At 67.5% G+C, this 25,865-nt stretch carries 22 protein-coding genes; 11 read left to right on the forward strand and 11 right to left on the reverse strand.

The window, feature by feature from the left end; all coding sequences use genetic code 11:
- Together DQP57_RS09390 and DQP57_RS09395 are read right to left on the reverse strand one after the other, a co-directional pair.
- Positions 1-999: PPE family protein (locus tag DQP57_RS09390; protein ID WP_114149382.1), on the reverse strand; the 999-nt coding region annotated here is incomplete at its 3' end.
- Between the two features lie 91 nt (positions 1,000-1,090).
- Complete coding sequence (locus DQP57_RS09395) at positions 1,091-2,005, reverse strand: oxygenase MpaB family protein (protein WP_112632712.1); 915 nt, start codon at positions 2,003-2,005, stop codon at positions 1,091-1,093.
- 84 nt (positions 2,006-2,089) lie between these two features.
- Here DQP57_RS09395 and DQP57_RS09400 point away from each other — a divergent pair, with 84 nt between their 5' ends.
- Entirely contained in the window at positions 2,090-2,752 is a 663-nt protein-coding gene (locus DQP57_RS09400) for a TetR/AcrR family transcriptional regulator (RefSeq protein ID WP_112632713.1), read from the forward strand.
- A 15-nt stretch (positions 2,753-2,767) separates the two neighbouring features.
- Here DQP57_RS09400 and DQP57_RS09405 read toward each other — a convergent pair whose 3' ends face one another.
- From DQP57_RS09405 to DQP57_RS09430, 6 genes are all read right to left on the reverse strand, one after another.
- The gene (locus tag DQP57_RS09405; RefSeq protein WP_112632714.1) at positions 2,768-4,105 is read right to left on the reverse strand and encodes a hypothetical protein; all 1,338 of its coding nucleotides are present in this window, start codon (positions 4,103-4,105) and stop codon (positions 2,768-2,770) included.
- A 2-nt stretch (positions 4,106-4,107) separates the two neighbouring features.
- Entirely contained in the window at positions 4,108-5,583 is a 1,476-nt protein-coding gene (locus DQP57_RS09410; protein ID WP_112632715.1) for a condensation domain-containing protein, read from the reverse strand.
- 306 nt (positions 5,584-5,889) lie between these two features.
- A complete protein-coding gene (locus tag DQP57_RS09415; RefSeq protein WP_112632716.1) occupies positions 5,890-7,239 on the reverse strand; it encodes a hypothetical protein in 1,350 nt (449 codons plus the stop codon).
- Between the two features lie 2 nt (positions 7,240-7,241).
- Positions 7,242-8,717, reverse strand: a complete 1,476-nt coding sequence (locus DQP57_RS09420) for a condensation domain-containing protein (protein ID WP_112632717.1) — start codon at positions 8,715-8,717, stop codon at positions 7,242-7,244.
- A gap of 442 nt (positions 8,718-9,159) precedes the next feature.
- The gene (locus tag DQP57_RS09425; RefSeq protein WP_112632718.1) at positions 9,160-9,708 is read right to left on the reverse strand and encodes a hypothetical protein; all 549 of its coding nucleotides are present in this window, start codon (positions 9,706-9,708) and stop codon (positions 9,160-9,162) included.
- A gap of 30 nt (positions 9,709-9,738) precedes the next feature.
- Positions 9,739-10,320 (reverse strand): VOC family protein, encoded by a 582-nt coding sequence (locus DQP57_RS09430; protein ID WP_112632719.1) that lies wholly within the window; start codon positions 10,318-10,320, stop codon positions 9,739-9,741.
- 186 nt (positions 10,321-10,506) lie between these two features.
- On the opposite strand from DQP57_RS09430, the gene DQP57_RS09435 reads away from it, so the two are divergent.
- The 3 genes from DQP57_RS09435 to DQP57_RS09445 all read left to right on the forward strand — a co-directional run bounded on the left by DQP57_RS09435 (position 10,507) and on the right by DQP57_RS09445 (position 14,545).
- The gene (locus DQP57_RS09435; RefSeq protein ID WP_165821788.1) at positions 10,507-11,070 is read left to right on the forward strand and encodes a TetR/AcrR family transcriptional regulator; all 564 of its coding nucleotides are present in this window, start codon (positions 10,507-10,509) and stop codon (positions 11,068-11,070) included.
- Complete coding sequence (locus DQP57_RS09440; protein ID WP_112632721.1) at positions 11,067-12,197, forward strand: alpha/beta hydrolase; 1,131 nt, start codon at positions 11,067-11,069, stop codon at positions 12,195-12,197. The genes DQP57_RS09435 and DQP57_RS09440 overlap by 4 nt, the downstream gene beginning before the upstream one ends.
- A gap of 146 nt (positions 12,198-12,343) precedes the next feature.
- Positions 12,344-14,545 (forward strand): acyl-CoA dehydrogenase, encoded by a 2,202-nt coding sequence (locus DQP57_RS09445; RefSeq protein ID WP_112632722.1) that lies wholly within the window; start codon positions 12,344-12,346, stop codon positions 14,543-14,545.
- A 133-nt stretch (positions 14,546-14,678) separates the two neighbouring features.
- Here DQP57_RS09445 and DQP57_RS26585 read toward each other — a convergent pair whose 3' ends face one another.
- Complete coding sequence (locus tag DQP57_RS26585; protein WP_133259230.1) at positions 14,679-15,005, reverse strand: hypothetical protein; 327 nt, start codon at positions 15,003-15,005, stop codon at positions 14,679-14,681.
- 569 nt (positions 15,006-15,574) lie between these two features.
- Here DQP57_RS26585 and DQP57_RS09455 point away from each other — a divergent pair.
- Positions 15,575-15,940, forward strand: a complete 366-nt coding sequence (locus DQP57_RS09455) for an ATPase (protein ID WP_112632779.1) — start codon at positions 15,575-15,577, stop codon at positions 15,938-15,940.
- Between the two features lie 25 nt (positions 15,941-15,965).
- Here the strand turns inward: DQP57_RS09455 and fadD2 are convergent, their stop codons facing one another.
- Complete coding sequence (gene fadD2, locus DQP57_RS09460) at positions 15,966-17,645, reverse strand: long-chain-fatty-acid--CoA ligase FadD2 (protein WP_112632724.1); 1,680 nt, start codon at positions 17,643-17,645, stop codon at positions 15,966-15,968.
- Between the two features lie 59 nt (positions 17,646-17,704).
- Between fadD2 and DQP57_RS09465 the strand changes: the two genes are divergently transcribed.
- A complete protein-coding gene (locus DQP57_RS09465; protein WP_112632725.1) occupies positions 17,705-18,997 on the forward strand; it encodes a DNA polymerase domain-containing protein in 1,293 nt (430 codons plus the stop codon).
- Positions 18,998-18,999: 2 nt separating this feature from the next.
- On the opposite strand, the gene DQP57_RS09470 is transcribed toward DQP57_RS09465, so the two are convergent.
- Positions 19,000-20,391 carry a NarK family nitrate/nitrite MFS transporter gene (locus DQP57_RS09470; RefSeq protein ID WP_112632726.1) on the reverse strand — a complete coding sequence of 464 codons (1,392 nt, stop codon included), beginning with the start codon at positions 20,389-20,391 and terminating at the stop codon, positions 19,000-19,002.
- A gap of 196 nt (positions 20,392-20,587) precedes the next feature.
- Between DQP57_RS09470 and DQP57_RS09475 the strand changes: the two genes are divergently transcribed.
- The 5 genes from DQP57_RS09475 (at position 20,588) to DQP57_RS09495 (ending at position 25,852) form a co-directional block, all read left to right on the forward strand.
- Positions 20,588-21,172 (forward strand): TetR family transcriptional regulator, encoded by a 585-nt coding sequence (locus DQP57_RS09475; RefSeq protein ID WP_112632727.1) that lies wholly within the window; start codon positions 20,588-20,590, stop codon positions 21,170-21,172.
- A gap of 57 nt (positions 21,173-21,229) precedes the next feature.
- Positions 21,230-22,243, forward strand: a complete 1,014-nt coding sequence (locus DQP57_RS09480) for an ABC transporter substrate-binding protein (RefSeq protein ID WP_112632728.1) — start codon at positions 21,230-21,232, stop codon at positions 22,241-22,243.
- Between the two features lie 113 nt (positions 22,244-22,356).
- On the forward strand, positions 22,357-23,037 hold the full coding sequence (locus tag DQP57_RS09485; RefSeq protein WP_112632729.1) for a 5-oxoprolinase subunit B family protein: 681 nt from the start codon (positions 22,357-22,359) through the stop codon (positions 23,035-23,037).
- A 27-nt stretch (positions 23,038-23,064) separates the two neighbouring features.
- Positions 23,065-23,976 carry a 5-oxoprolinase/urea amidolyase family protein gene (locus DQP57_RS09490; RefSeq protein ID WP_112632730.1) on the forward strand — a complete coding sequence of 304 codons (912 nt, stop codon included), beginning with the start codon at positions 23,065-23,067 and terminating at the stop codon, positions 23,974-23,976.
- A gap of 478 nt (positions 23,977-24,454) precedes the next feature.
- Positions 24,455-25,852 carry an MFS transporter gene (locus DQP57_RS09495; RefSeq protein ID WP_112632780.1) on the forward strand — a complete coding sequence of 466 codons (1,398 nt, stop codon included), beginning with the start codon at positions 24,455-24,457 and terminating at the stop codon, positions 25,850-25,852.
- Positions 25,853-25,865 lie beyond the last annotated feature (13 nt).

The raw sequence follows: 25,865 nt of genomic DNA on the forward strand, positions 1-25,865 counted from the left end.
GGGTGCCGGCAGGACCGGCGGATGCGGGATGGCGGCCAGCCCAGCCAAGCCGGCGAAGCCACCCAGCGCCCCGAGGGGGGCGACTGCCACGAGGGCGGGGATGAGCAGCAACTGCGGCGAGCTCGATAGCCAACTGGCGATTTCGGCGATGTGCGTGGGCCAGTCCGACGTCTCGAGGGCGACCAAATACTGAAAGGCCAACGCCGGATTTTGCTGCAGGTACACCCCGTACTGTTCGAAATCTTCGAGAAGTTCCAGCGCTCGCACGACCCAGAACATCAGCTGGCCCGGGTTGGTGTAGGAGTCGTAGGGCAGTCCATTGACGGTCCCCTGGCCGGGGTTCCAATTGATGCCAAAGAGACGCAGGATTTGCGCGATAAAGTCGTTGAGCGGGTTGTCGACCGTGGGGTCGGGGAAGTCGTTTGTGTCGTCGACCCCCGAGTCATCGCTTGACGCATCGGATTTCACGATCGGCGGCGCCGGATCGGCTGGCGGTGTCGCCGCGACCGCCGCGGTGGACACCGCCTGGTAGGTGGACATGGTGGTGGCCGCCTGCGTCCACATCCGCGCGTAGTCGGCCTCGTTGACCGCGATGGGGATCGTGTTGACGCCGAAGAAATTCGTCGCCACCAGCGCCCCGTGCACGACGTGGTTGGTGGCCAGTTCCGGCAGCGTGGGCATGGCGGTCAAGGCCGCGGTGTATGCCGCCGCGGCCACCTCGTGCTGACTGGCGGCGGTCGCGCTGTCGGCGCTGGACTTCGTCAGCCACGCCAGGTACGGCGCGTGCGCGGCCGCGTAGGACTCAGCGCTGGGCCCCTGCCACGCCCCGGCCTGCACTTCCGCCAGCAATGCGCTCAATTCCTCTGCGGCAGAGAAATACTCGGCGCGCAGCTGCGTCCATGCGTCGGCCGCGGCCAGCAGCGGGCCGGGTCCGGGGCCGCTGCTGAGCAGCGCCGAATGCAGTTCGGGCGGCGAGGCCATCCAAATCGGGGCCGTCATCAGGCACTCCTCAGGCTGGAAGGGTTACCAGACTGAGGAGCTTAATGAATATGATTATCGTTTTCAACCGGGCCCGCGTCCGGCCCGCGCACTAGACCAGCGGGCGGCCCTTCTTGATCCTGCGGTCCAGGTCGTAGAGCAGGACGTTGAACGGGAACTGGCGGATGAACCGCGGGAGATAGCGGTTCACGGTCGCCAGCACGGCGATCAGCCTGTCGAAACGGCGTTGCTTCTTGGCGTCCCAGTGCAACCGCATCTCGTCACGGAACCGCTGGGGCAAGAACCCCGTGGTGATCAGCAGCGCGAAGTTGTCGGAGAGGCGCTGCAGCCGATCCGGCAGTTTCACCCCCCGAATGCGATTCGCGGCAATGGGAAACAGGTACTCCCGCACGGCGTCGTCGATGTGGACCTTGGCCAGCGATTCCTCCCAGTAGCGGTCGAACGCCGCACGGTCGGCGGGCCACATGTTCGGCGGCACCTGCAGGGTGGTGGCCAGCGTCATGCCCTCGCGATAGTGACGATCGGCGTCCTCGCCCTCGAGTTCGCCGATGAACATGCGGTAGATGTCGACCCCGCCCTTGTAGAGGCACGCCCCCACCCACAGCTGCAGCGCTGGGTCGAAAGCGTTGTAAGCCACCGGGCTTTTGCTGTCCGGGGCCGAATACACCTGGGCGTGAGCGCGATTCACGGCGCGGCGGAAGGCGGCTTTCTGGGCATCGGTGCCGTTGGTCGCGACCGCAAGGTAGGTGAAGGTGGTGCGGGCGCGCTTGATGGGATGCAGGTCGACCCGGCCACTTTCGACGCGGCTCTCCATCACGCCGTATCCGACGCCGGGCTGGGCCAATTGCATGATCACGTTGGCCGGCCCGGCCAGCAATGCGACGCCCATCAGTCCCTCGTCGACACCCAGCGTCGTCCGTCGCCGGCGGCGCTGCGGCCGGGCCGGATCGGTGACCCTGCGCTCGACATGCGCGATCGGCCGGTGCACCGGCTCGTGAATAGCCATTCGTCAGGTCCTCCCGCAGCGCCGGTCCGCTAATGTGCGAACGCTTGTTTCCTGATATTGTCGCGGCTGGGCGTTAGTGTCAAGATGGTTTCCATGAGCGAGACGTCCAGCGCGCGGCCGTACCGCGGGGTCGAGGCCGCCGAGCGCCTGGCCACCCGCCGTAACCGGCTGCTCGCCGCGGGGCTGGACCTGCTCGGGGCGCAGCGACAGAACATCTCGGCGGTCACCGTGCGCGGCGTGTGCCGCAGCGCCGGCCTGGCCGCCCGCTACTTCTATGAGAGCTTCGCCGACAAGGACGAGTTCGTCGCGTGCGTGTTCGACTGGGTGGTCGCCGAGCTGGCCGCCACCACGCAGGCGGCGGTGGCCGCGGTACCGGCCGGTGAGCAAACCCGCGCGGGCATGGCCAACATCGTGCGGACCATCACCGACGACCCCCGCGTGGGCCGCCTGCTGTTCAGCACGCAGCTGGCCGATCCGGTGATCGTGCGCAAGCGTGCCGAGTCGAGCGCGCTGTTCGCCATGCTGTCCGGCCAGCACGTCGGCCACGCGCTACGGGTCCCGGCGAACGAACGCATCAAGGCCGCCGCGCATTTCGTGGTGGGCGGCGTCGGCCAGACCATCAGCGCCTGGCTGGCCGGTGACGTCCGACTCGACCCGGACCAGCTCGTCGACCACCTGGCGGCGCTGCTCGACGAGCTCGCCGAGCCAAACCTGTACCGCCTCAGCGAAACACGAGCGGACGCCTAGCATCCCGTGACGGGCTCACACCCTGCTGACCGTGCGCCAGCCCGTCGTGGCGGTCAGCGAGAAGTCACTCAGCGTGCTTGAAATGTGCTGCCGCAAAACCTCGTCCGAGTTCGGGCGGCCGGGCTGATAGGAGAGCACCGAGACGAAGACCTGTCCGTGCACCCGTCCCGATAGCAGTGCCAGCACGCCGTTGGTGCGCTGCATGGTCGCGCGGGTCACGCCCGGGTACAGGGATTTCATGGCGAAATGGTCGGCATCGCTGCCGTCCGGCCGGTTGGCGGCCGGGTCGACCGCGCCGAGGTTGGACGATACGACGGCGGTCGCGTTGCCGGTGACCACGCTGATCAGCCGCCGGAAGAGCCGCTTGGGGATCAGCGGCACCAGCGGCAGCAATGCCCACCGCTCGTCGGGCACATCCCGGTGACGGATCAGCGCGTCCTTGATGACGGCGCGGATCTCGCCCAGGTTGGTCGCGTCCGCGGGGTCGACCGTGATGTCGACATTTGTGACGGCGTTGGCGCGGGTGTCGCCCGGGGCGCGCTCGTTGACCGGCATCCCCACGTTGACCGAGCCGTCCGCGGCGACGCGTCCCACGCGCTGGGCCAGCCGGGCTGCCAATCCGGCCAGCAGCGCGTTGCTGGTGCCCCCGAGGGAGCGGGCGCGCGCGTCCCACTCGTCGGCCTCGAAGAAGAGCGTCGCCGCGGGCAGCGTGATGCTTTCGTCCCCTCCGGCGACCGGCGCGGGTCGCTTCGTGGGCGGGGCATCCCGGCGACCGACCCGGGCCAATCGCGCCGCCGCCATAACCGCGCGGCCGATATCGGTTGTGTCGCGCGTAGTTTGGCGTGCGTCCTCGCGCAGCGCCCGCCACCGCCGCCGTGCCTTCGCGGCGGGCCAGCGGGCCGCGTCGTCACGCCCGGACGCGGCATCCGCCACCGCCTCGCACAGCCCGACGCCATCGGTAAGGCAATGCGTGATCACCAGGCTGACCGCCGCCCCACCGTCGGTGAACGGCAGCACGGCCAGGCGCCAGCCGGGGCCGAACTCGGCGTCCGGGCGCTGGGCCGCCTGCTCGTCGCACCAGGTGTCGAGCTCCGCACGGGGCCGGGGCGTCGTGATGATCTCGAGGCCGGGCTGCTCGCGGGGTGACACCCAGCGGTGGCGGCCGAACGGCAGGGGCGAGCGCTCGATGCGGCGGGCCAACCTTCCCCGGCCTAGGTGGTCATGAAACCTTGTCAGACCGTCGATGTCGACGGGCCGGTCGTACACCCAGACGCATTGCACGAGGCTGGTGGTGCCCGTCGCTCGTTCGCCGAGAAACAGGGTCTGGTCGGCCAGGTCCAGTACGTTGCTCACGTCTAGGCCGCCTCGGTGTCGTCTTCGTCAGCACCGTCCTGCGGCTCGTCCGAAACGTCCTGCCGTGCGGCCATACCCGCGGCCGACGTGACGCTTTCGGCGGCGTGCCCGAAAGTTTGGACCAGTGCCGCGATGTAGCGCCGCACCGACTCGCGCGCAACCTCGTTGTCCGGGAAGGAGATCGTCACCGTGGTCTTTTCGGCGTGCCGGTTGATCCACATGTTGATGCCGCCGGCGGACAGGTTGTCGCCGTAGGTGCCGAAATTCGTCTCCGCCCACAATCCGGCCAGGGGTATCTTGCGGAAATCGAGGTAGGACAACATCATTGGCAGGCTGGTCGGCAGCTTGATGCCCAGTTCGTCCGGCGTCGATAGCTCCAGGACGCGCTCGAACGGTACATCGGCCAGCGGCCGTGCGGCGTCGAACGACTTCTGGGCCGCGCGGGCCGCCTCGCCGAATGAGACATCGGCGGCCGGCACGGTGACCGGGATCAGGCTGGCGAACCAGCCCACGGTCATCGTGTCGGTGCCCGGCATCCGGGTGTCCTTGGCGGTGAACCCGTGGTAGGTCTCGGTGCCGGTCAACTCGTGTTCGGTCAGCGCCGTGCAGGCCAGGACTCCCCCGATGAACCGCGCGCCCGCCGCGCGGCAGGCGGCGTCGAAAGCCTCGGTACCGGCCGCGTCCAACAGCTGGACCGTCACCAGGTCGCCCTCGGTGCTGGCCCATGTATCCCCAAGCGGCAGTGGGAAACTCGGCCAGTTTCCCTCGGTGTCGCGGCCGAACGCGATCCATTCCTTGATCTCCGGGGATGACAACGTCAAACCCGCGGCACTCTCACGTTGCCGAACGGCGTAGTCACGGTAGCTCCTCACCTCGGGGAGGTGGGGCGGGTGCCGATGAGCGCCCTGCGCCAGTTCCAGGTAGGCCAGGTGGATGTCGACGAAGATCAGGCCTGCGGACAAGCCGTCGATATGCAGATGGTCGACGCTGGCGTAGAAGGTGAAATAGTCGGCGTGCTCGACGATGCCGAAGGTGAAGCAGCCCCACTCGAGGGTCCCGGGGGTCGTCGTCAACGCGTGGGTGCGCACCTGTTCGGCGCTCATGTGCCCGTAGCGCACCGGAACCAGATCGATCACCGCGGGGTCATCGATCGTGCGTCGTACGATCGCGCCGTCCTCGAATTCAAACCAGTTGTGATAGGTCTCCTGGCGCCGAACGTGTGCATTGATGGTCGCCGTCATCGCGGTGATATCACACACGCCGGGGATATCCCAGGCTACGACCATCAGGCGGGGTAGCTGCCTGTTCAGGGTGCTGCCGACGTTGGCGGCCCAAAGATGTTGATTCTGTTGATAACTCGGAGCAAGCGGTGACCGACGAGCGGTGCGAGCCGCATCAAGCGCCGCGGGCGCGGGGGTCCACATCGTCAGCGGACCGCTCGGTGGTTGCCATTCGTTGATACTTCCGAGTGCGACCATTTGCTTAAGTCGTCCCTCCCGTTGATGCCGACATTTAGTGCGCAGCAAGGGAACACGAAAGAGTCATTGGACTTGTGCCGGTGACCCCTTCGCGCAGAATCCCGTTCGTTGGAACTGTTACGACGTGTCGCGGCATGCGGACTGACGTTGCCGTGTCGCGTGCGCCCCCTGCGTCGCCGGACTGACGGTAGTCGAATAGGCCACACACGTGCCCCACTTGTGAGAAGGGTCACACCGACCTAGGACGGCGCGCGGGGGCCGGTGGCCGCGCACGCGCGTGCGGACGCCTCGCGCCGCGCGGCGGGTTCACACCCGGCTGAACGCGCGCCAGTCCGTCGTGGCGGTCAGCGAGAAATCGCTCAGCACGCCGTGGATGGCTTGCCGTAACCCTTCGTTCGAATTTCGGCGACCCAGCTGATAGCCCAGGACCGAGACGAACACCCGACCGTGGACCCGCCCCGAGAGCAACGCCAGCGCCCCGTTGGTGCGGTGCATCGTCGCGCTGGTCACGCCGGGGTACACCGACCTCATCGCGAAGTAGTCGGCGTCGCGGCCGTCCGGCCGGTTCACCGCAGGGTCCATGGCACCGAGGTTGGACGATACGACGGTGGTTGCGCCGCCGGTGACCACGCTGATCAGCCGCCGGAAGAGCCGCTTGGGGATCAGCGGCACCAGCGGCAGCAATGCCCACCGCTCGTCGGGCACATCCCGATGGCGGATCAGCGCGTCCTTGATGAGGGCGCGGATCTCTCGCAGGTCCGTGCCGATCGCCGAGGGCCGCAGCGTGACGTCGACGTTCGCGACCGCGTTGGCGCGAGTGTCGCCCGGGGCGCGCTCGTTGACCGGCATCCCCACGTTGACCGAGCCGTCCGCGGCGACGCGTCCCACGCGCTGGGCCAGCCGGGCCGCCAATCCCGCGAGCAACGCGTTGCTGGTGCCCCCGAGGGAGCGGGCGCGGGCATCCCATTCGTCGGCGTCGACGAAGAACGTCGTCATCGGCAGGGTGACGCGCTCGTCTCCGGCCGCCGTTGGCGCGGACGGCTTCTCGGCGGATGCGGCCTGCACCGCGTCGCGGCCCTGACTGAGCATGCGCGCCGCTGCGCCGACGGCCCGAGCGACATCGCCGGCGTCGCGCACCGTTTGGCGTGCGTCCTCGCGCAGCGCCCGCCACCGCCGCCGTGCCTTCGCGGCGGGCCAGCGGATCGCGTCGTCACGCCCGGAAGCCGCGTCCGCCAACGCCTCGCACAACCCGACGCCGTCGGTGAGGCAATGCGTGGTGACCAGGCTGACCGCCGCGCCACCGTCGGTGAACGGCAGCACCGCAAGGTGCCAGCCGGGCCCGTGCTCGGCATCCGGGCGTCGGGTGGCTTGTTCGGCCAGCCAGGCGTCGATCCCGTCACGGGAACGCGGCGCGCCGACGATCTCGAGGGCGCACCGGTCGTTCGGCGACACCCAGCGATGCCGGCCGAACGGCAAGGGCGAGCGCTCGACCCGGCGCGACAACCGTCCCTGGCCCAGCCGGCGATGGAACTCGCGCAGCCCGCCGATGTCGATGGCGCGGTCATACACCCACATACATTGCAACAGGCTGGTGGCCCCCGTCGCCCGCTCACCGAGGAAGAGGGTCTGGTCGGCCAGGTCCAGCACGTTGCTCATGGTCAGGCCGCTTCGTGGTCGTCCGCGTTTGGCGCGACGGGGTAGGACCCTTCCGAATCCGACTGGGGCGCAACGATAACTGGATCGTCCAGGGTGGGCTTGGCGACGCGCACGAACGCCTGGGTCAGTGTCGCGATGTAGCGGAGGACGGACTCGCGCGCGATCGCGTTGTCCGGGAAGGACATCGTCACCGTGGTGTTCTCGGCCTGCCGGTTGATCCACAAGTTGATCCCGCCGTGGGACAGGCTGTCGCCGTAGGTGCCGAACTTCGTCTCCGCCCATAGCCCGTTGAGGGGAATCTTGCGGAAGTCCAGGAAGGACAGCATCATCGGCAGCTGCGTGGGCAGCTTGATCCCCAGTTCGTCGGGGGTCGCCAACTCCAAGACCCGCTCGACGGGCACGTCGGCGAGGCGCTGCGCGTCGTCGAACGACTTCTGCGCCGCCCTGGCCGCCTGGGCGAACGTCTCGCCGGCTGTCGGCACGGTGATGGGAATCAGGCTGGCGAACCAGCCCACGGTCATCGTGTCGATACCCGCGGCCCGGGTGTCCTTGGCGGTGAACCCGTGATAGGCGTGCTTGCCGGTCAATTCGTGTTCGGCGAACGCGGCGCAGGCCAGGACTCCGCCGATGAACCGGGCGCCGGCGGCCACACAGGCGGCGTCGAAGGCCTCGGTCTCGGCGGCATCCATCAATTCGACCGTCAGCAGATCGCCCTTGGTGCTGGCCCAGGTGTCACCGAGCGGCAGCGGAAAGCTGGGCCAGTCGCCATCGGTGTCACGCGCGAAGGCGATCCAGTCCTTGATCTCTGGCGACGACAGGTCCAAGCCGGCAGCCCTCTCGCGCTGTCGCGCAACGTAGTCGCGGTAGCTGCGCACCTCGGGCAGCGGGGCGGCCCGGTGCCCGCCCTGCGCTAACTCCTGATACATCAGGTGAATGTCGAGGAAGATCAGGGCGGCGGACAGGCCGTCGATGTGCAGGTGGTCGACGCTGGCGTAGAACGTGAAATAGTCGGCGTGCTGGACGATTCCGTAGGTGAAGCAGCCCCATTCCAGCGTGTGTGGAGTCGTGGTGAGGACGTGGTTACGCGCCTGATCCGGTGTCATCTCCCCGAGGGCGACGGGGACGAAATCGATGGCTGCGGGGTCCTCGAGTTCGCGGCGCACGAAGATTCCATTGTCGAATTCGAACCAGTGGTGGTACGTGTCCTGGCGGCGCACATGGGCATTGATCGTCGCGGTCATCGCCTCGATGTTGCAGGTTCCGGGGATGTCCCACGCCACGATCATCAGCCGGGGCAGCTGCCGGTTCAGGTTCTTACCGTGATAGGAGGCCCAGAGGTGTTGATTCTGTTGATAACTCGGTGCCAGATCGCTTCGTCGCGCGGCGCGCGCCGCTTCGAGCGCCGTGGGGGCGGCCATCCACATGGTAACCGGGCCCTGTGGCGGTTGCCATTCGTTGATGTTTCCGAGTGCGACCATTTCGTCGAGTCCTTGTGCTGTGAGATACCGACATCTGTTGTGCGGTCTGGGGGGCTGTGAAAGTGTGGTCAGCGCTTGGTGTTTGGCGCATCATCTGTTCGGTCTCGCGCGTGAAATTTCGCGACGGATTATCGGTATGTCGGGCTGAACTACCGCGTCGCTGCACCCCCTATGTCGCTGCCGTGGACGCTAGCTGAGGGGGCCGAGGATTTCGCGGTTTTACGAAGACTCGCATTCTCGCGCGAGATCATCGGTGGTGCGGTAGTCTTTCTCCGCCAACCGGTCGCAGGGCCGGCGGGTGCGTACCAAAAAGTATCTAACTACAAATGGATCCGTCGCCGATCCGCCTGCCCGGGGCCAGGATTCGGGATAGCATTGTTCGGCTCGCGCCGCGACCGGCAGCGGCCCGAACCGGAGCGGCTCGGGCCAAACCCTCACCGCCTCATGGGAACAGCGGCAGGTGCCAGAGCCGCATGCCAGGGTGCAGCAGCCATAACCGCATCATGGTGAGCCGCAGGATGCGCACCGCGCTGGTGATCAGGAAGATCGCCAGGGGCACCTCGATCAGCAGCGCCGTGATCACCGACAGCCAGATGTCCTTGGGGCCGGCGGTCATCAGGTCGAACCAGGCGTCGCAGATCAGCAGCACCCCGGTGGTGAAGGCGGCGAGCACCAGCAGCTGACGACGCAGGTATCCGAGCACCGCCGTCGTCAACATGAACCCGACCAGCAGCACGTCGAAGCCGACCCAGGTGATCGGCCAGTTGTGCGCGACGTAGTTCTCGGGCAGCGTCACGGACAGATACCCCAGCCAGGGGACCATCGCCATGGAGCCACCGATCATCAGGCTCAATCGAATGCGCCGCACCCGGGCCAGAAACTCCGGGTCGATCACGTCGCCCAGCGGCTGCTCCAGCCGGGTGATCAGTTCCCGACGTTGCTCGGGCGTCAGCGCCGCGATCTGCGCGTCGGTCAGAATGCCGTCGGTCATGAACCCATCCTCCGGCTCGGCCCGGTCGGATCAGTGGGCGGCACCCACCGCAGGGCGCCGGTCCGCCGCGGTTCTGGGCACAGCCTTGGCATCGCCGCTCTCGAATTCCTTGACCCAGCAAGCAAATTCGAGGGTGATGCCGTCGGGGTCCTGAAAATAGAACGAGCGCACGTAGACGCCGGGATGCACGGTCGCCGACACCTGCATGGGGCTTTCGTCGTGGTTGAGCACCGGGCCCACCCGCACCCCTTTGTCCTTGAGGAGTTGGCGATAGGCGTCGAACTTCTCGGCCGGCACATGAAAGGCCAGGTGGTTCATCGTGCTGACGGCGCTGGTGATGTCGCCGATGCCCGGGATGGCGCCCGGCGACGAGATCCCCGGCACCCGGTCCGGAGCGTCGGCGAACCAGAAGAAGGCGACGCAGTCGCCGTTGCCGGCGTCGAAGAAGAAGTGCTGGCCGGCGCCGCCGGGTAGATCGAGCGACTTGATCAGCGGCATGCCGAGGATATTGCTGTAGAAGTCCACGGTTTTCGCCATGTCCGAACACACCAGGGCGACATGGTTGATCCCGCCCAGTTCGAATTCCGTGTTGGTGTTGTGCGGCTTGATCATCTGGTGGCTCCCCTCGGTCCCCGGCGTGACGATCCTGGCCAAGATCCAAATCTGAATCTAACATCAGTTTCAGTTTTGGCCCAGGGAGGTGCATAGGTGTCGACCGCGGCGTCCCCTGCTGACCGCGACGGCCAGCCCGCCACACTTCCCACCCGTCGCGGCAGGCGGACGCAGGCCGCCATCGATATGGCCGCCCGGACCGTCATCGCGCGCAAAGGCGTGCTGGCCACGACGATCTCCGACATCGCCGCGGAAGCGGGCCGTTCGGCGGCGTCGTTTTACAACTACTACGACTCCAAAGAGGCGATGGTGCGCCAGTGGGCGCTGCGCTTTCGCGACGAGGCCACCGAGCGCGCGCAGTCGGTCACCGGACACGGTTTGTCCGATCGTGAGCGCGCCCACGCTGCCGCCGCCGCGCACTGGCACACCTACCGCAACCGGCTCGCCGAGGTGATCAGCGTGTCGCAGCTGGCGATGATCAACGACGACTTCGCCCGGTATTGGTCCGAGATCTGCGAGATACCAGTGTCGTTCATTGCCGAGTCGGTTCGGCGCGCCCAGTCCGAGGGCCACTGTCCCGACGACGATCCGCGGCTGATCGCCGAGGCCATCGTGGCGATGTTCAACCAGTTCTGCTACCTGCAGCTCGCCGGGGCGCGCGCGGAGGAGCCCGACGATCAAGCGTGCATCCAAACCCTGGCCAACATCTATTACCGGGCCATCTACGCGTCAGGAGGACCGCTGAATTGACTCGTCGCACCGGTGCCGGAGTGGTCCGGGAATTCGTCGGGCTGCCCTCGCGCACCGCGGGGCGCGCGGGCGCGGGCGGCCACCCCTGCCAGGGGCTGTATCACCGGGGCGTGGGACGCAAACCCAAGGTCGCGATGATCGCCACGCACTACCAGATCGACTTCTCCGAGCACTATCTCGCCGACTACATGGCCACGCGCGGTGTCGGGTTCCTGGGCTGGAACACCAGATTTCGCGGCTTCGAGAGCAGCTTCCTGCTCGACCACGCGCTGGTCGACATCGGCGTCGGGGTGCGCTGGCTTCGCGAGGTGCAGGGCGTGGATACCATTGTGCTGCTGGGTAATTCGGGTGGCGGCTCGTTGATGGCCGCCTACCAGTCACAGGCCGTGGACCCCAACGTCACTCCCCTGGACGGGATGCGCCCGGCGGCCGGTGTGACCGAGCTGCCGCCCGCCGACGGTTACGTGGCCACCGCCGCCCATCCCGGTCGCCCGGAGGTGCTCACCGCCTGGATGGACGCCGCCGTCGTCGACGAGAACGACCCCGTCGCCACCGAGGCCGACCTCGACCTGTTCAACGAGCGCAACGGGCCCCCCTACTCGCCGGAATTTCTCGCCCGGTACCGCAGCGCGCAGACCGCGCGCAACCACGCCATCACCGACTGGGTCGAAACCGAGCTCAAACGCGTTCGCGCGGCGGGCTTTTCCGATCGACCGTTTTCGGTGATGCGGACCTGGGCCGACCCCCGCATGGTCGACCCCGGCATCGAGCCCACCAAACGCCCGCCCAACATGTGCTACGCGGGCGTTCCGGCCAAGGCGAACCGCTCGGCGCACGGCATCGCGGCGGCCTGCACGCTGCGCAACTGGCTGAGCATGTGGAGCCTGCGGGTGGCGCAAACGCGTGCCGAACCGCACCTGGCCCGCATCACCTGTCCCGCCCTGGTGATCAACGCCGAGGCCGACACCGGCGTGTTCCCCTCCGACGCCCAGCGCATTTTCGGCGCACTCGCCGGCACCGACAAGACACAGGCATCCGTGGACACCGACCACTACTTCACCACCCCGGGCGCACGTACCGAGCAGGCCGACATCATCGCCCACTGGATCAACAAGCGGTGGCGCTGAGAGTCGCGAACCATCGTGGCGACCCGCCGCGGGCGGCTTCGCCGCGCTTGCGATCGCCACCGGCCCCTGTCGTCAACCAACCGACTGGTTGTTAGCTTGGAAGGTGCTTGGCCGAAACGGCGTCCTGCAGCAACGGAAGGCGACCAATGCCGATCGCGATAAATCCCGAGCATCAACAGCTGGCCGATTCCGTGCGATCGCTGGTGGCGCGCATCGCGCCGTCCGAGACGCTGCACGCGGTCATGGAGACTCCCCTCGAGAACCCTCCGCCGTACTGGCAGGCCGCGGCCGAGCAGGGGCTGCAGGGGGTCCATCTGGCCGAATCCGTCGGCGGGCAGGGTTACGGCATCCTCGAGTTGGCCATCGTGCTGGCCGAATTCGGTTACGGGGCGGTGCCGGGCCCGTTCGTGCCATCGGCCATCGCCAGTGCCCTGATCGCCGCGCACGACCCGGACGCGAAGGTGCTCTCCGAGCTGGCGTCGGGCGCCGAAATCGCCTCCTACGGCCTGAATTGCTGCGCGCTGACCGCCACCCGGCACGGCAATTCGTTGGTGATCCGCGGCGAAGTGCGGGCGGTCCCCGCCGCGGCGCAGGCCACGCTGCTGGTGCTGCCCGTGGCGATCGACAGCGGCGAGGCCTGGGTGGTGCTGCGCGCCGACCAGCTCGAGATCGAGCCGGTGAAGAGCCTGGATCCGCTGCGCCCCATCGCCGACGTGCGAGCCAACGCCGTCGAGGTCGGCGGGGACGTCGTGCTGACGAACCTGACCATGGCGACCGCGCACGCGTTGATGACAACGCTGCTGTCCGCCGAGGCCATCGGTGTGGCGCGCTGGGCGACCGACACGGCCTCGCACTACGCCAAGATCCGTGAGCAGTTCGGCCGGCCGATCGGCCAGTTCCAGGCCATCAAGCACAAGTGCGCCGAGATGATCGCCGACACCGAGCGGGCCACCGCGGCCGTGTGGGACGCGGCCCGCGCGATCGACGAGGCCCGCGAAAACAATTGGGACACAGCGGTTTCGCACGTCGAGTTCGCCGCCGCCGTCGCGGCGACGCTGGCTCCAGCGGCCGCCCAGCGCTGCGCGCAGGACTGCATTCAGGTGCACGGGGGGATCGGCTTCACCTGGGAGCACGACACCAACGTGTATTACCGCCGGGCCCTGATGCTCGCCGCCTCGTTCGGGCGCAGTTCGGACTACCCGCAGAAAGTCGTCGACACCGCCACCACCACCGGCATGCGTGCGGTGGACATCGATCTCGACCCCGACACCGAGAAGCTGCGGGCGGAGATCCGCGCCGAAGTCTCCGCGCTCAAAGAGATCGAGCGTGAGCAGCGCAAGGTCGCCATCGCCGAAGGCGGTTGGGTGTTGCCCTATTTGCCGAAGCCATGGGGGCGGGGCGCCAGCCCGGTGGAGCAGATCATCATCGCCCAGGAGTTCGCCGCCGGGCGGGTCAAGCGACCGCAGACCGGGATCGCGACCTGGATCGTGCCGTCGATCGTGGCCTTCGGCACCGAGGAGCAAAAGCAACGGTTCCTGCCGCCCACCTTCCGCGGCGAAATGATTTGGTGCCAGCTGTTTTCCGAGCCGGGCGCCGGATCGGATCTGGCCAGCCTCACCACCAAGGCCACCCGCACCGACGGCGGCTGGCGCATCACCGGCCAGAAGATCTGGACCACCGCCGCGCAGTTCTCGCAGTGGGGGGCGCTGTTGGCGCGAACGGACCCCAGCGCCCCGAAACACGCCGGCATCACGTACTTCCTGTTGGACATGAAAAGTGAAGGCGTCGAGGTCAAGCCGCTGCGCGAGCTGACCGGCAACGCCATGTTCAACACCGTCTACATCGACGACGTGTTCGTGCCCGACGACTGCGTGCTCGGTGAGGTCAACCGCGGCTGGGAGGTCAGCCGCAACACCCTGACCGCGGAGCGAGTGTCGATCGGGTCCAGTGAGGCCAACTTCCTGGCCACGCTGGCACAGTTCGTCGAGTTCGTCCGCGACGGCCACTTCGACCAGATCGCCCAGCACCGTGCCGGCCAATTGATCGCCGAGGGCCACGCGGCCAAGGTGCTCAACCTGCGCTCGACGCTGCTGACGCTCGCCGGTGGGGATGCCATGCCGTCGGCGGCGATCTCGAAACTGCTGTCCATGCGCACCGGCCAGGGCTACGCCGAATTCGCGGTGTCGTCGTTCGGCACCGACGCCGCGATCGGTGACCCCGACCAGTTGCCGGGCAAATGGGGCGAATACCTGCTGGCCAGCCGCGCCACCACCATTTACGGCGGCACCTCCGAGGTGCAGCTGAATATCATCGCCGAGCGGCTGCTGGGCCTGCCCCGCGACCCGTAAGCCGCCGCGAAAGTCCCCAAACAGGGCCATGCCGACCTGACTAAGTCAGGCCGGCATGGGTCCCTCCAGAACGCGGTCGGCCATCCCGAGGGTTGGCGTGTCGGCGACGGCCGTTACCGCGCGGAGATGGTGGTCACCACCACCAGTTCCACCAGTGCTGGGGGCCCCAGTAGCCACCGCCACGGCCCCAGTTGCCGTGGCCCCAATTGCCGTGGCCCCAGTTACCCGGCCCCCAATGGCCATTTCCCCGACCATCATGGCCGCCCCACCCGCGACCGCCGGGGCGATCGGGGATGAAGCCCGGTCCGCCGTGCGGCCCAGCACTGGCGAAGCTCGTGGTGGCTGCGGGCGCAGGAGCGGCCTGGGCCGCGGGGGCGCCGCCGAACAGCAGCGCGCCGGCCACAGCCCCGGCACCGATGACACCTGCGGCCGCGCCGCGTAATGATCGCCCGATGATCATTTGAGTCATTCCTTCCAACCACTTGCTATCGATACCAAAAACGTTAATCGGACATTTCTGAGCAAACAAGGGCAATTCGAATATTTTGGATGTGAATTAGGCAACAAGACCCCTCTCCGGCCCTATATCGAGCCGACAATTTGAAAGCGTATTTACGTAATTCACTTTCTCGCAAATACTGACGCCGCGGGCCAGTCGTCAAATTATCCGCAGCTCAGACTATGTTTACTGATTTACTGGATTGCGGAAGGTGTATCTACTGATATCAGATATTCCGCGTAAGCGGATCCGCTGAATTCGCCGGTATTTTCGGCTAACTAATCAGCGCCATTCAATGGCCAGTAGGCTCAGCGGTTGCACTGGCAGCTACTTCTATCGGTTTGCGGCACGATCTGCGGAACGCGGCGGCGAACGCGCCGCGCAAGTGCGGTCCGCCGCGCAGGGCCACCGACCGGTCCACGGGCGGCCCGGCGACGCGACTTACGCTGGCCTCGGTGACAGAATCAGTATTGACACAACGGCACCGAGCGCTGATTTACTGATTGGCACTCACGGAGGAAGACACCGAAGTGAACTTCAACAGCAGCCACAGCGGACCCAGCGTCGGAGCCTTTCGCGCCCCCAACTCGGCCGGCGGCCCGGCGGGAGACGCCGCACCGACCGAGCGTCTTACGAGTCTCGGGCACCCGGGCGGCCAGCGGATCGTCGGCCAACCGGCCGCCGCCCAGCCTGGTCGCACCCAGCGGACGCGTCGCACCGTCGACCTGCCTGCGGCCACTCACCGGGCCCTCGACATCTGGCAGCGTGAGGCGGCCGACCGGCTGGGCGTCGCCCGGGTGACCGGGCAGGAGGTCCTCACCGCGCTCATCGACCAACTCCTGGTCGACCCGAAACTCACGGCGCAGATCACCCGCGCCATCAAAGACCGCCGCTGACTCGCGGCGCGCGAGCCGCACCGGGCTAGTCGACGTCCATTTCGCGCAGCTCGCGCTTGAGGATCTTGCCCGTGGGGTTGCGCGGCAGCTCGTCGAGGAAGACCACCTCACGCGGCACTTTGTACTTGGCCAACTGGTCCCTCACGTGCTTTTTGAGGGTGTCCTCGTCGACGTCGGAGCCGTCCTTCTTGACCACGAAGGCGCGCAGGCGGTGACCCCACTCCTTGTCTTCGACACCGATCGCTGTCGCCTCCACCACGTCGGGATGTCCGCTTAGGCAGTCCTCCACTTCCGCGGGGAAGACGTTCTCGCCGCCCGACACAATCATCTCGTCGTCGCGGCCGCTGATGTACAGCAGATTGTTCTCGTCGAAGTAGCCGACGTCGCCCGAGGACATCAGGCCGTCGATGACCTGCTTCTTGCCGCCGCCGGTGTAACCCTCGAACGGGAAGGCGTTTCCGACGAAGATGCGACCGACTTCGCCCTGCGGCAGCTCCTTGCCGTTTTCGTCGTAGATCTTCACCTTGACGCCTTTGACCACCGGGCCCGCCGTCGAGGGGTTGTGCCTAAGGTGCTTGGGTTCGGCGATCGTGGCGAAAGCGATCTCCGTCGAGCCGTACATGTTGTAGATGACGTCCCCGAGCTCCTTGAGACCCCGCTCGGCCACGTCGGCGTTCAGCGCGGAGCCGGAGACGAACACAATTCGCAGGCAAGACAAATCGGGCTTCTCATCCATCTTTTCCAGGGCGTCCAGCATCCGGGACAACATCACCGGGACGACGACGATCGCGGTCGTCTTGTGCTTCGCGATGTCCTTCAACACCACGTCGGGCTTGAACTTGCGGTGCAGCACCAGCGTCGAGCCCAGGAACGCTCCGATGGTGGCGTGCAGGAAGCCCAGCGCATGGAACATCGGCGCGGGAAGCGCCGTCACCTCGCCGGCCTTGAACGGGACATGCGACAGGATGCCGCCGACAGGTGCGAGGGTCGGCGGGGTGCTGCGGTTCGCACCCTTGGGGGTGCCGGTGGTGCCGCTGGTCAGGATGATGATCGACGAGTGGTTGCTCGCCTTGGGTGCGGGCTCGCCGCTGCTGTGTTCGATGAGGTCGGCCAGTGTCTCGTCTTTGCTGCCCGACTTCTTATCGGAATCAGGGTTGGTTCCCAGCGCCCGCAGCTTGCCCAGTGGCGGGTCGGCCTTGCTGACGTCCTCGCAGTATTCGTCGTCGTAGATGATCAGCTTGGCGTCCTCGCGCTCAGCCACCTCCTTGATCTGTGGCCCGGAGAAAGAACTGTTCAGCAGGATGATGCGAGCACCGACCCGGGCGCACCCGAACTCGGCGATGGAAAACCAGCGGCTGTTGCGGGCCAGGATCGCGACGCCGTCGCCACCTTTGACGCCCTTGTCCAGCAGGCCGTGGGCAACCGCGTTGGCGGCGTCGTCGAGCTCCTTCCAGGTCAATTCGCCGTCATCGTCGATAATGGCCACCTTGTCCGGGTTGCGGCGCGCGTGCAGGGCCGGAAGCATGCCGATCTCGCCCCACTTGCGGAGGTCGTTGGCCATGGCGGCGAGGTTTTGCGGCGGCTCCAGCGGAAAGCCGCCGGCTTCGAGAATTTTGCGGACATAGTGCAGCTCGGCCAAACCGCGCTCCGCGTATTGCTGAACCTTCGAAACCGCCTGCCCGGGCAGACCGATCAGATTAGGCATGGATCCCACCCTATGTGACGTCCGTCGCATTACGAGGGGTAAGTACCCATCGACTTACGATGATGAACATGGGTCCGGTTTTGCTGGAGGTGGCCGGGCGCGAGGTCACGATCACCCATCCGGACAAGGTGGTGTTCCCCGGCGCGAGCGGCCGCGAAACCACTGGCTCCTCTTCGGGTCCGTACACCAAGCTCGACCTGGTCCGCTATTACCTGTCCGTGGCCGAGGGCGCGCTGCGCGGTGTGGCCGGCCGCCCGATGATCCTGAAGCGCTTCGTCAAGGGCATCACCGAAGAAGCGGTGTTCCAGAAGCGCGCCCCGGCCAAACGGCCGGACTGGATCGACGTTGCCGAACTGCGGTACGCCCGAGGCACTTCCGCCGCCGAAGCGGTGATCCACGACGCCGCGGGGCTGGTCTGGGCCGTCAACCTGGGCTGCGTCGACCTCAACCCGCATCCGGTGCTGGCCGACGACCTCGATCACCCCGACGAACTGCGGGTCGACCTGGATCCGATGCCCGGCGTCTCGTGGCGGCGCATCGTGGACGTCGCGCTGGTCGCCCGCGAGGTGCTCGAGGACTATGGCCTGACCGCGTGGCCCAAGACGTCCGGATCGCGCGGCTTTCACATCTACGCCCGCATCGCCCCGCGCTGGGAGTTTCGCCAGGTGCGGCTAGCCGCGCAGACCGTCGCCCGCGAAGTCGAGCGGCGCGTGCCCGAGGCGGCGACCAGCCGCTGGTGGAAGGAAGAGCGCGAGGGCGTCTTCGTCGACTTCAACCAGAACGCGAAGGACCGCACGGTCGCCTCGGCCTACTCCGTGCGGGCGACTCCGGATGCCCGGGTATCGACACCGCTGCGGTGGGACGAGGTCGCCGGTTGCCGGCCCGAGGCGTTCACCATCGACACCGTGCCCGCCCGGTTCGCCGAGCTCGGTGACCCCTGGGCGGGGATGGACCCCTCCAACGCAGCGGTCGTTGGCTCTCTCGACCGGCTGCTGGTGCTGGCCGAGGAGATGGGGCCGCCCGAGCGCGCCCCGAAAGGGTCGGGCAAGGGCGGCAGGGGCACCGGCGGCAGGCGGCAATCGGCGATGCCGCTGATCGAGATCGCCCGCACCAAGACCAAGGATGAGGCGATGGCGGCGCTGGACGTCTGGCGCGATCGCTATCCGGCGGTGGCCGACCGGCTGCAGCCGGTCGACGTCCTGGTCGACGGGATGCGCGGGCCCAGTTCGATCTGGTACCGGATCCGGATCAACCTGCAGCACGTTCCCGAGGACCAGCGGCCACCCCAGGAAGAGCTGATCGCCGACTACAGCCCTTGGGAAGGCTACGGCGGCCGGCAGAAGCCGTCCTGACCCTAGATCCCCACCCGGGTGATCGCGTTGTGCTTGCGCAGGTAGCAGTACCAGGTGACGCCGAGCAGGGCGAGGAAGAACCCGATGTAGAACCGCAGCGCCGGTTCGATGCTGCCGAACTCCGACTTCGACCACGCGTAGGCGAGCGGAACGACGAACCCGCCGAACGCACCCACCGCCGAGATGACGCCCAGCGCACCGGCGGCCTGGCGGCGCATGTCCACCATGGTCTCGGGATCGCCCCCGGCCAGCTCGCCCTTGATCTTGAAGATCCGCGAAATCATCCGGTAGGTCGAACCGTTGCCGATGCCGGTGGCGACGAACAGGAACATGAAGCTGGCGAAGAACGCCGGCAGATTGACCGCGTCGACCGACCACAGCGCGGCCGCTGCCCCGATCGCCAGCATCACGAAGCTGGCGGCGGTGATGCGGGCGCCCCCGATCCGGTCGGCCAGCTTGCCGCCGAGCGGCCGGATGACCGATCCGATGCCGGCACCCAGAAAGGCCCACGCCAGGGCGATGTCGCCGCGCCCGAAAACGGTCTTGAGCAGGGTCGGGAAGGCGGCCGAGTAGCCGATGAACGACCCGAAGGTGCCGATGTACAACAGCGACATGATCCAGGTGTCGGGGTGCCGCAGCGACTCCAGCACCGGCCGCACGTCGGCCTTGGCCTCGGTGAGGTTGTTCATGAGCAAGAACGCGCAGACCGCGGCCACGACCGCCAGCGGCACATAGAACAGTCCGGCGCGCGACAGCGCCATCCCGCCGCCGGCGATGACGATGGGCGGGATGATCTTCTGCACCACCGCGACGCCGATGTTGCCGCCGGCCGCGTTCAGGCCCAGCGCCCAGCCCTTGTCCTTCTCCGGGTAGAAGAACGAGATGTTGGCCATCGACGAGGCGAAGTTGCCGCCGCCGAAGCCGGCGGTCGCGGCGATGGCCACCAGGGCGCCGAACGGAATCCCGGGATGGCTCACGGCCCACGTCAGCAGCAGGCACGGGATCAGCAGCAGCGCCGCGGAGATGGTCGTCCAGTTGCGGCCGCCGAAGAGCGGAACCGCGAAGGTGTAGGGCAACCTCAAAAACGCCCCGACACCGCTGGGCACGGCCACCAGGCACAGGGCCTGGCTGGCGGTCAGCGCCCACCCGGACGCGGCGGCGTGCCCGTGCGCCCCGGCCGTCATCTGCACCACCACGATGCTCCACAACATCCACACGCTGAACCCGACGTGCTCGGCGAAGATCGAGAAGATCAGGTTCCGGCGGGCGATCGGCTTGCCGGTGGCCTCCCAGAAATCGGGGTCTTCGGGCCGCCAGTCATCGATCCAGTGCCGCCCCTTGCGAGACTCGCGCGGCGGCGCGGGCTGCGATACCGGGGTGATGGTCGTGGTCATCTGGTGGGACTCCTGGGTTGAATGAGGCGCGGGCAGTGACGACTCGACGCTAAAGAAGCACTGTTACCGGTCTGGGTGTGCACAGTTACGTGGGCGATACGCAGAAATCGCAACGGCCCGCACCCGTTTGTCAGAACTCTGCAACGCACGGACGTCGCGGGCCCACGGCGCGGGCTGGATGCGCGACAATCGGCGCATGCAGGTGACTGGGGCTCCCCTGGGCCTACGGGAGCGCAAAAAGATCAAGACCCGCCGCGCCATCCGGCGCGAGGCGTTTCGCCTCATCGAGGAGAACGGCTACGCCGCGACCACCGTCGAACAGATCGCCGAGGCGGCCGACGTGTCGCCGAGCACGTTCTTCCGCTACTTCGGATCCAAGGAATCGCTGCTGCTCGCCGACGACCTTGACCCGCTGATCCTCGAGGCGTTGAAGGCCCAGCCGCTCAACCTGTCCCCGGCGCAGGCGTTCCGCCGGGCGTATGCCGCCGTCATCGCCGAGTTGCCCGACGACCAGCTGGAGTTCGAGAGCACCCGGCAGCGCCTGATGTTCTCGATACCCGAGCTCAAGGCGGCGATGTACGACGAGTACTACCGCACGGTGACGGTCGCCGCCGAGGCGATCGCGCACCGGATCGGCCGTGCCGCAGACGATTTCGAGGTCCGGGTGTTCGCCGGCGCGTTGACGGGTGCCATGATGGCCGCCTTCGACAACGCCCCCAAGACCGCCGACACGATCTATCGGGCCCTGGATTTCATGGACGCCGGCATGCCGCTGGGCTAAAGCGCCTCAACAGCGCGGCGATGCAGTTGCGCGGGCGGAACGCGATACTCTCACGCGATGCGACAGGGATGGAATCGACGGGGATTCTTGCAGCTCGCAGGGGCTGCCGGGGTCGCCGCGATCGGCGGTGCGACCGCGCTCTCGGAGCTCGTGGCGGGGTGCTCGTCGAGCAAACCGGCCCCGGGGGCCACGCCGGGGTCGGTGACGGTCACCCACCTGTTCGGTCAGACCGTCATCAAAGAACCACCCAAGCGCGTCGTCAGCGCCGGCTACACCGAGCAGGACGACCTGCTGGCGGTCGGGGTGGTGCCGATCGCGGTGACCAACTGGTTCGGTGACCAACCGTCCGCGGTCTGGCCGTGGGCCGCGCCCAAGCTCGGCGGGGCGCAGCCGACGGTGCTGAACCTGGACAACGGCATTCCCGTCGACCAGATCGCCGGCCTGAAACCGGATCTGATCGTGGCCGTCAACGCCGGCCTGGACGCCGACACCTATCAGAAGCTGTCCGCGATCGCCCCGACCGTCGCCCAGTCGGACGGCGACGCCTTCTTCGAGCCGTGGAAGGAGCAGGCCACCACCGTCGGCCAGGCGGTGTTCCAGGCCGACCAGATGAAGTCGTTGATCGACGGCGTCGACCAGAAGTTCACCGACATCGGCAAGAAGAATCCGCAATGGACGGGCAAGAAGACCCTGCTGATGCACGGCGCGCTGTGGCAAGGCACCGTCGTCGCCACGATGGCGGGCTGGCGGACGGACTTTTTGAACCAGATGGGACTGGTCATCTCCGACGGCATCAAACCCTTCGGCACCGATCAGCGCGCCGTCATCCCGCGCGATCACATCAAGGCGGTGCTTGATTCCGCCGACGTGGTGATCTGGACGACCCAGAACCCGGACGATCAGAAGGCGATCCTGGCCGACCCGGAGGTGGCCGGGTCCCTGACCACCGCGCAGAACCGGCACATCTTCACCACCAAGGACCAGGCCGGCGCCATCGCGTTCGCGTCGCCGCTGAGCTACCCCGTCATCGCCGACCAGCTGCCACCGCTGATCACCAAGATCCTGGGCTAGCCACGCGGGCGCGTCGCGGCTGTTTGAGCGTTTGCTAAGGCAGCTCTGGCAGTGCTCGAAAATCCGTCGGCCGACCCTCGCACAGGCCCCGATCCCGGGGTTACCGTCGAGTAATGAGCGTGACGGACCTTAGCGGCGACCTGGCCCACAACCTGCCGACGGAGCTGGTCGGCAACACCGTCGTGGACTACGGCGACCGCGCGCTGATGGTGCAATGCGGCAGTACCGCCGAGGTATTGGCGTGGGCGGACGCGCTGCACGCCGTGGCGATACCGGGCGTGGTCGACGTCGTCCCCGCCGCCCGCACGGTGCTGGTGAAGCTGGACACGCCGCGCTATCAAGGCGTCGTCCGTCGGCGGCTGCGCAAGATGCGCGTCGACGCCACCCCCGGCGCCGCCTCGCAGCGCAGCGCCGACGTTGTCATCGACGTCGTCTACGACGGCCCGGACCTGGCCGAGGTCGCCGAGCGCACCGGACTGACCATCGCGGCGGTGATCGACGCCCACACCGCCACACCGTGGCGGGTCGGATTCGCCGGATTCGCACCCGGTTTCGCGTATCTGGTCGACGGCGATCCGCGGCTGAGAGTGCCCCGGCGCCCCGAGCCGAGGACATCGGTGCCGGCGGGCTCGGTCGGCCTCGCCGGTGAATTCAGCGCGGTCTATCCGCGGCAATCCCCCGGCGGGTGGCAACTCATCGGCCACACCGACGCGGTGCTGTGGGATCTGCGGCGGCCGAGCCCTGCGTTGCTGGCGCAGGGCATGTGGGTTCAGTTCCGGGCCGTCAGCACGTGATTCGCCACCCTAGCTAAGGAGATAGCCGTGCCGATCCTGGAGATCCTGCGCACCGGACCGTTCGCCGTCGTCCAAGACCTCGGCCGCCCGGGCCTGGCCCACCTAGGGGTGAGCCGCTCCGGAGCCGCCGACCGGCGCGCGCACAAGCTGGCAAACCGGCTGGTGGCCAACCCCGACGACCGCGCCACGGTTGAGGTGACGTTCGGTGGTTTCGCGGCCAGGGTCATCGGCGGAGATGTGGACATCGCGGTGACGGGCGCCGACACCGACCCCACCGTCAACGGAATCACGTTCGGTACCAACAGCATTCACCATGTCCGCGATGGCGAGGTGATCTCGTTGGGCGCCCCGCGCGCGGGGCTGCGCAGCTACCTGGCGGTCCGCGGCGGCATCTGCGTGGACCCGGTGTTGGGGTCGCGCAGCTACGACGTGATGTCGGCCATCGGCCCGGCGCCGCTGCACAGCGGCGATCGCCTGCCGATCGGCGAGCACACCGACGCCTACCCCGAACTGGACCAGGCGCCGGTCGCGGCGATCACCGACCATGTCGTCGAGCTGTCCGTGGTGCCCGGGCCCCGCGACGACTGGTTCGTCGATCCCGACGCCCTGGTACACACCGACTGGGTGGCCTCGGATCGCAGCGACCGGGTGGGGATGCGGTTGACCGGCCGGCCGCTGCAGCACTGCTATCCCGACCGGCAGCTACCCAGCGAGGGTGCCACCCGCGGCGCAATCCAGGTGCCGCCCAATGGTTTACCGGTGATCCTGGGTCCCGACCATCCCGTCACCGGCGGCTACCCGGTGATCGGCGTCGTGGTCGACGAGGACGTCGACAAGGTCGCCCAGGTGCGGCCGGGCCAGACGGTGCGGCTGCACTGGGCGCGGCCCAGGTCGCTGGTGGGCGCCCCGTCCGGCGCCGCGAGTTGGCCGTTTTCCTAACCCAATTCGGCGGGGCGAACCGTCGGCGCCGCAACCGCGTGTATTCCAGCTCACACGAGAGTGGATCTATGCGTGAAATCACTTGACGGCGCCGCCTATTCACCGCCGGCGAAACGGCACCTGGGCGAACTGATTGCCCCTCAGGCATTTACCAGATAACTGGTAAACAACTAACAGGCGATATCGGCCCATTCCGGTTGACCCGTTCGCGTCGTAAATGTGAGCATCAGACCATACGGCGGGGCCACGCCCCTCCATATCGGGGCGCCCAAACGTCGAAAGCCAGTCTCCGAACCGCTTTCCCGATGTCGGGCGAGCCCGGTGACCCTTGACGCGGCGGCGGCCGGATGCGCGGTTCGTGGAGCCTGACGAGAGGGACCTGTATGCACGCCGACCGGCGAAATGCCGTTGGGCCGCAATCGATTTCCGTGGTAGGGGCATGGGCATGAGCGCCATGGCGACGAAAGGTGACGATCGGATGGGCCGCAGCCACCGCATCGCGGACTGGAACCCGGAGGACACGGCGGCCTGGGATGCCGGCAACAAGAACATCGCCCGGCGCAACCTGCTGTGCACCATCGCCGGTGATCACGTCGCGTTTTCGATCTGGACCCTGTGGCCCGTCATGGCGCTGTTCATGCCGGGGTCCGTTTACGGCTTCTCCGCCAGCGACAAGCTGCTGTTGGGGGCGGTCGCCACCCTCGTGGGTGGTTGCGCCCGCATCCCCTACACCTTGGGCATCGCCGCCTTCGGCGGCCGCAACTGGACGACGTTCTCGGCCTTCGTATTGCTGATCCCCACGGTCGGCACGATCGTGTTGCTGGCCAATCCCGGCGTGCCACTGTGGCCGTTCGTGCTGTGTGCCGCCCTGACCGGGCTGGGGGGCGGGAACTACGCGGCCTCGCTGGCCAACGTCAACGCCTTCTATCCGCAGCGACTCAAGGGCGCCGCGCTGGCCGTCAACGCCGGCGTCGCCAATCTGGGGGTGGCGGTGATCCAGTTGGTCGGCCTGCTGGTGCTGGCCACCGCCGGGCACGAGGCGCCGTACTGGGTGTGCGCGGTGTACCTGGTGTTGCTGGTCGTCGTCGGCATCGCTGCCGCGGTGTTCATGGACAACGTCAACCACGGCACCCAGCTGAGCACCATGCGCTCGATCCTGTTCGAGCGCGACACCCTGGTGATCTCGCTGCTCTACATCGCCACCTTCGGTTCCTGGATCGGGTTTTCCTTCGCCTTCGGGCAGGTGATGCAGGTCAACTTCGCCGAAAGCGGCGAGAGCCCCAAGCACGCGGCGCTGCACGCCGCACAGCTGGCCTTCCTGGGACCCCTGCTGGGGTCCCTGGCGCGCATCTACGGGGGCCGGCTGTCCGATCGCCTCGGCGGCAGCCGCGTCACCCTGGGCGTCCTGGCCGGCATGACGCTGAGCGCAGGGCTCCTGGTCACCGTCAGCACCGTCGACGACCACCACGCCGCGGGGCACGCCGCCACCATGATCGGCTTCGTCGCCGGCTTCATGGTGTTGTTCATCCTGTCCGGCATGGGCAACGGTTCGGTGTTCAAGCTGATCCCGTCGGTGTACGACGCGCGCAGCCGCTCGCTGGACGCGAGCGAGGACGAACGCCGTCATTGGGCCCGCGCCAAGGCGGGATCGCTGATCGGCATCTGCTCCGCCGTCGGTGCGCTAGGTGGCGTGGGGATCAACCTCGCGCTGCGCCAGTCCTACCTGAGCACCGGCACCGAAACCTCGGCGTACTGGGCGTTTCTGGCGTCCTATGTGGTGGCGGCGATCATGACTTGGATGGTCTATGTGCGCCGGCCCGCGTCCGCGCCGGGCCTGTCGGCCTCGGCGCCGGAAACCGAGGCGGCCCGCGTGTGAGCGGACTCGCAAC

Source organism: Mycobacterium colombiense, from assembly GCF_003284935.1.
Classification (GTDB): Bacteria; Actinomycetota; Actinomycetes; order Mycobacteriales; family Mycobacteriaceae; genus Mycobacterium; species Mycobacterium arosiense_A.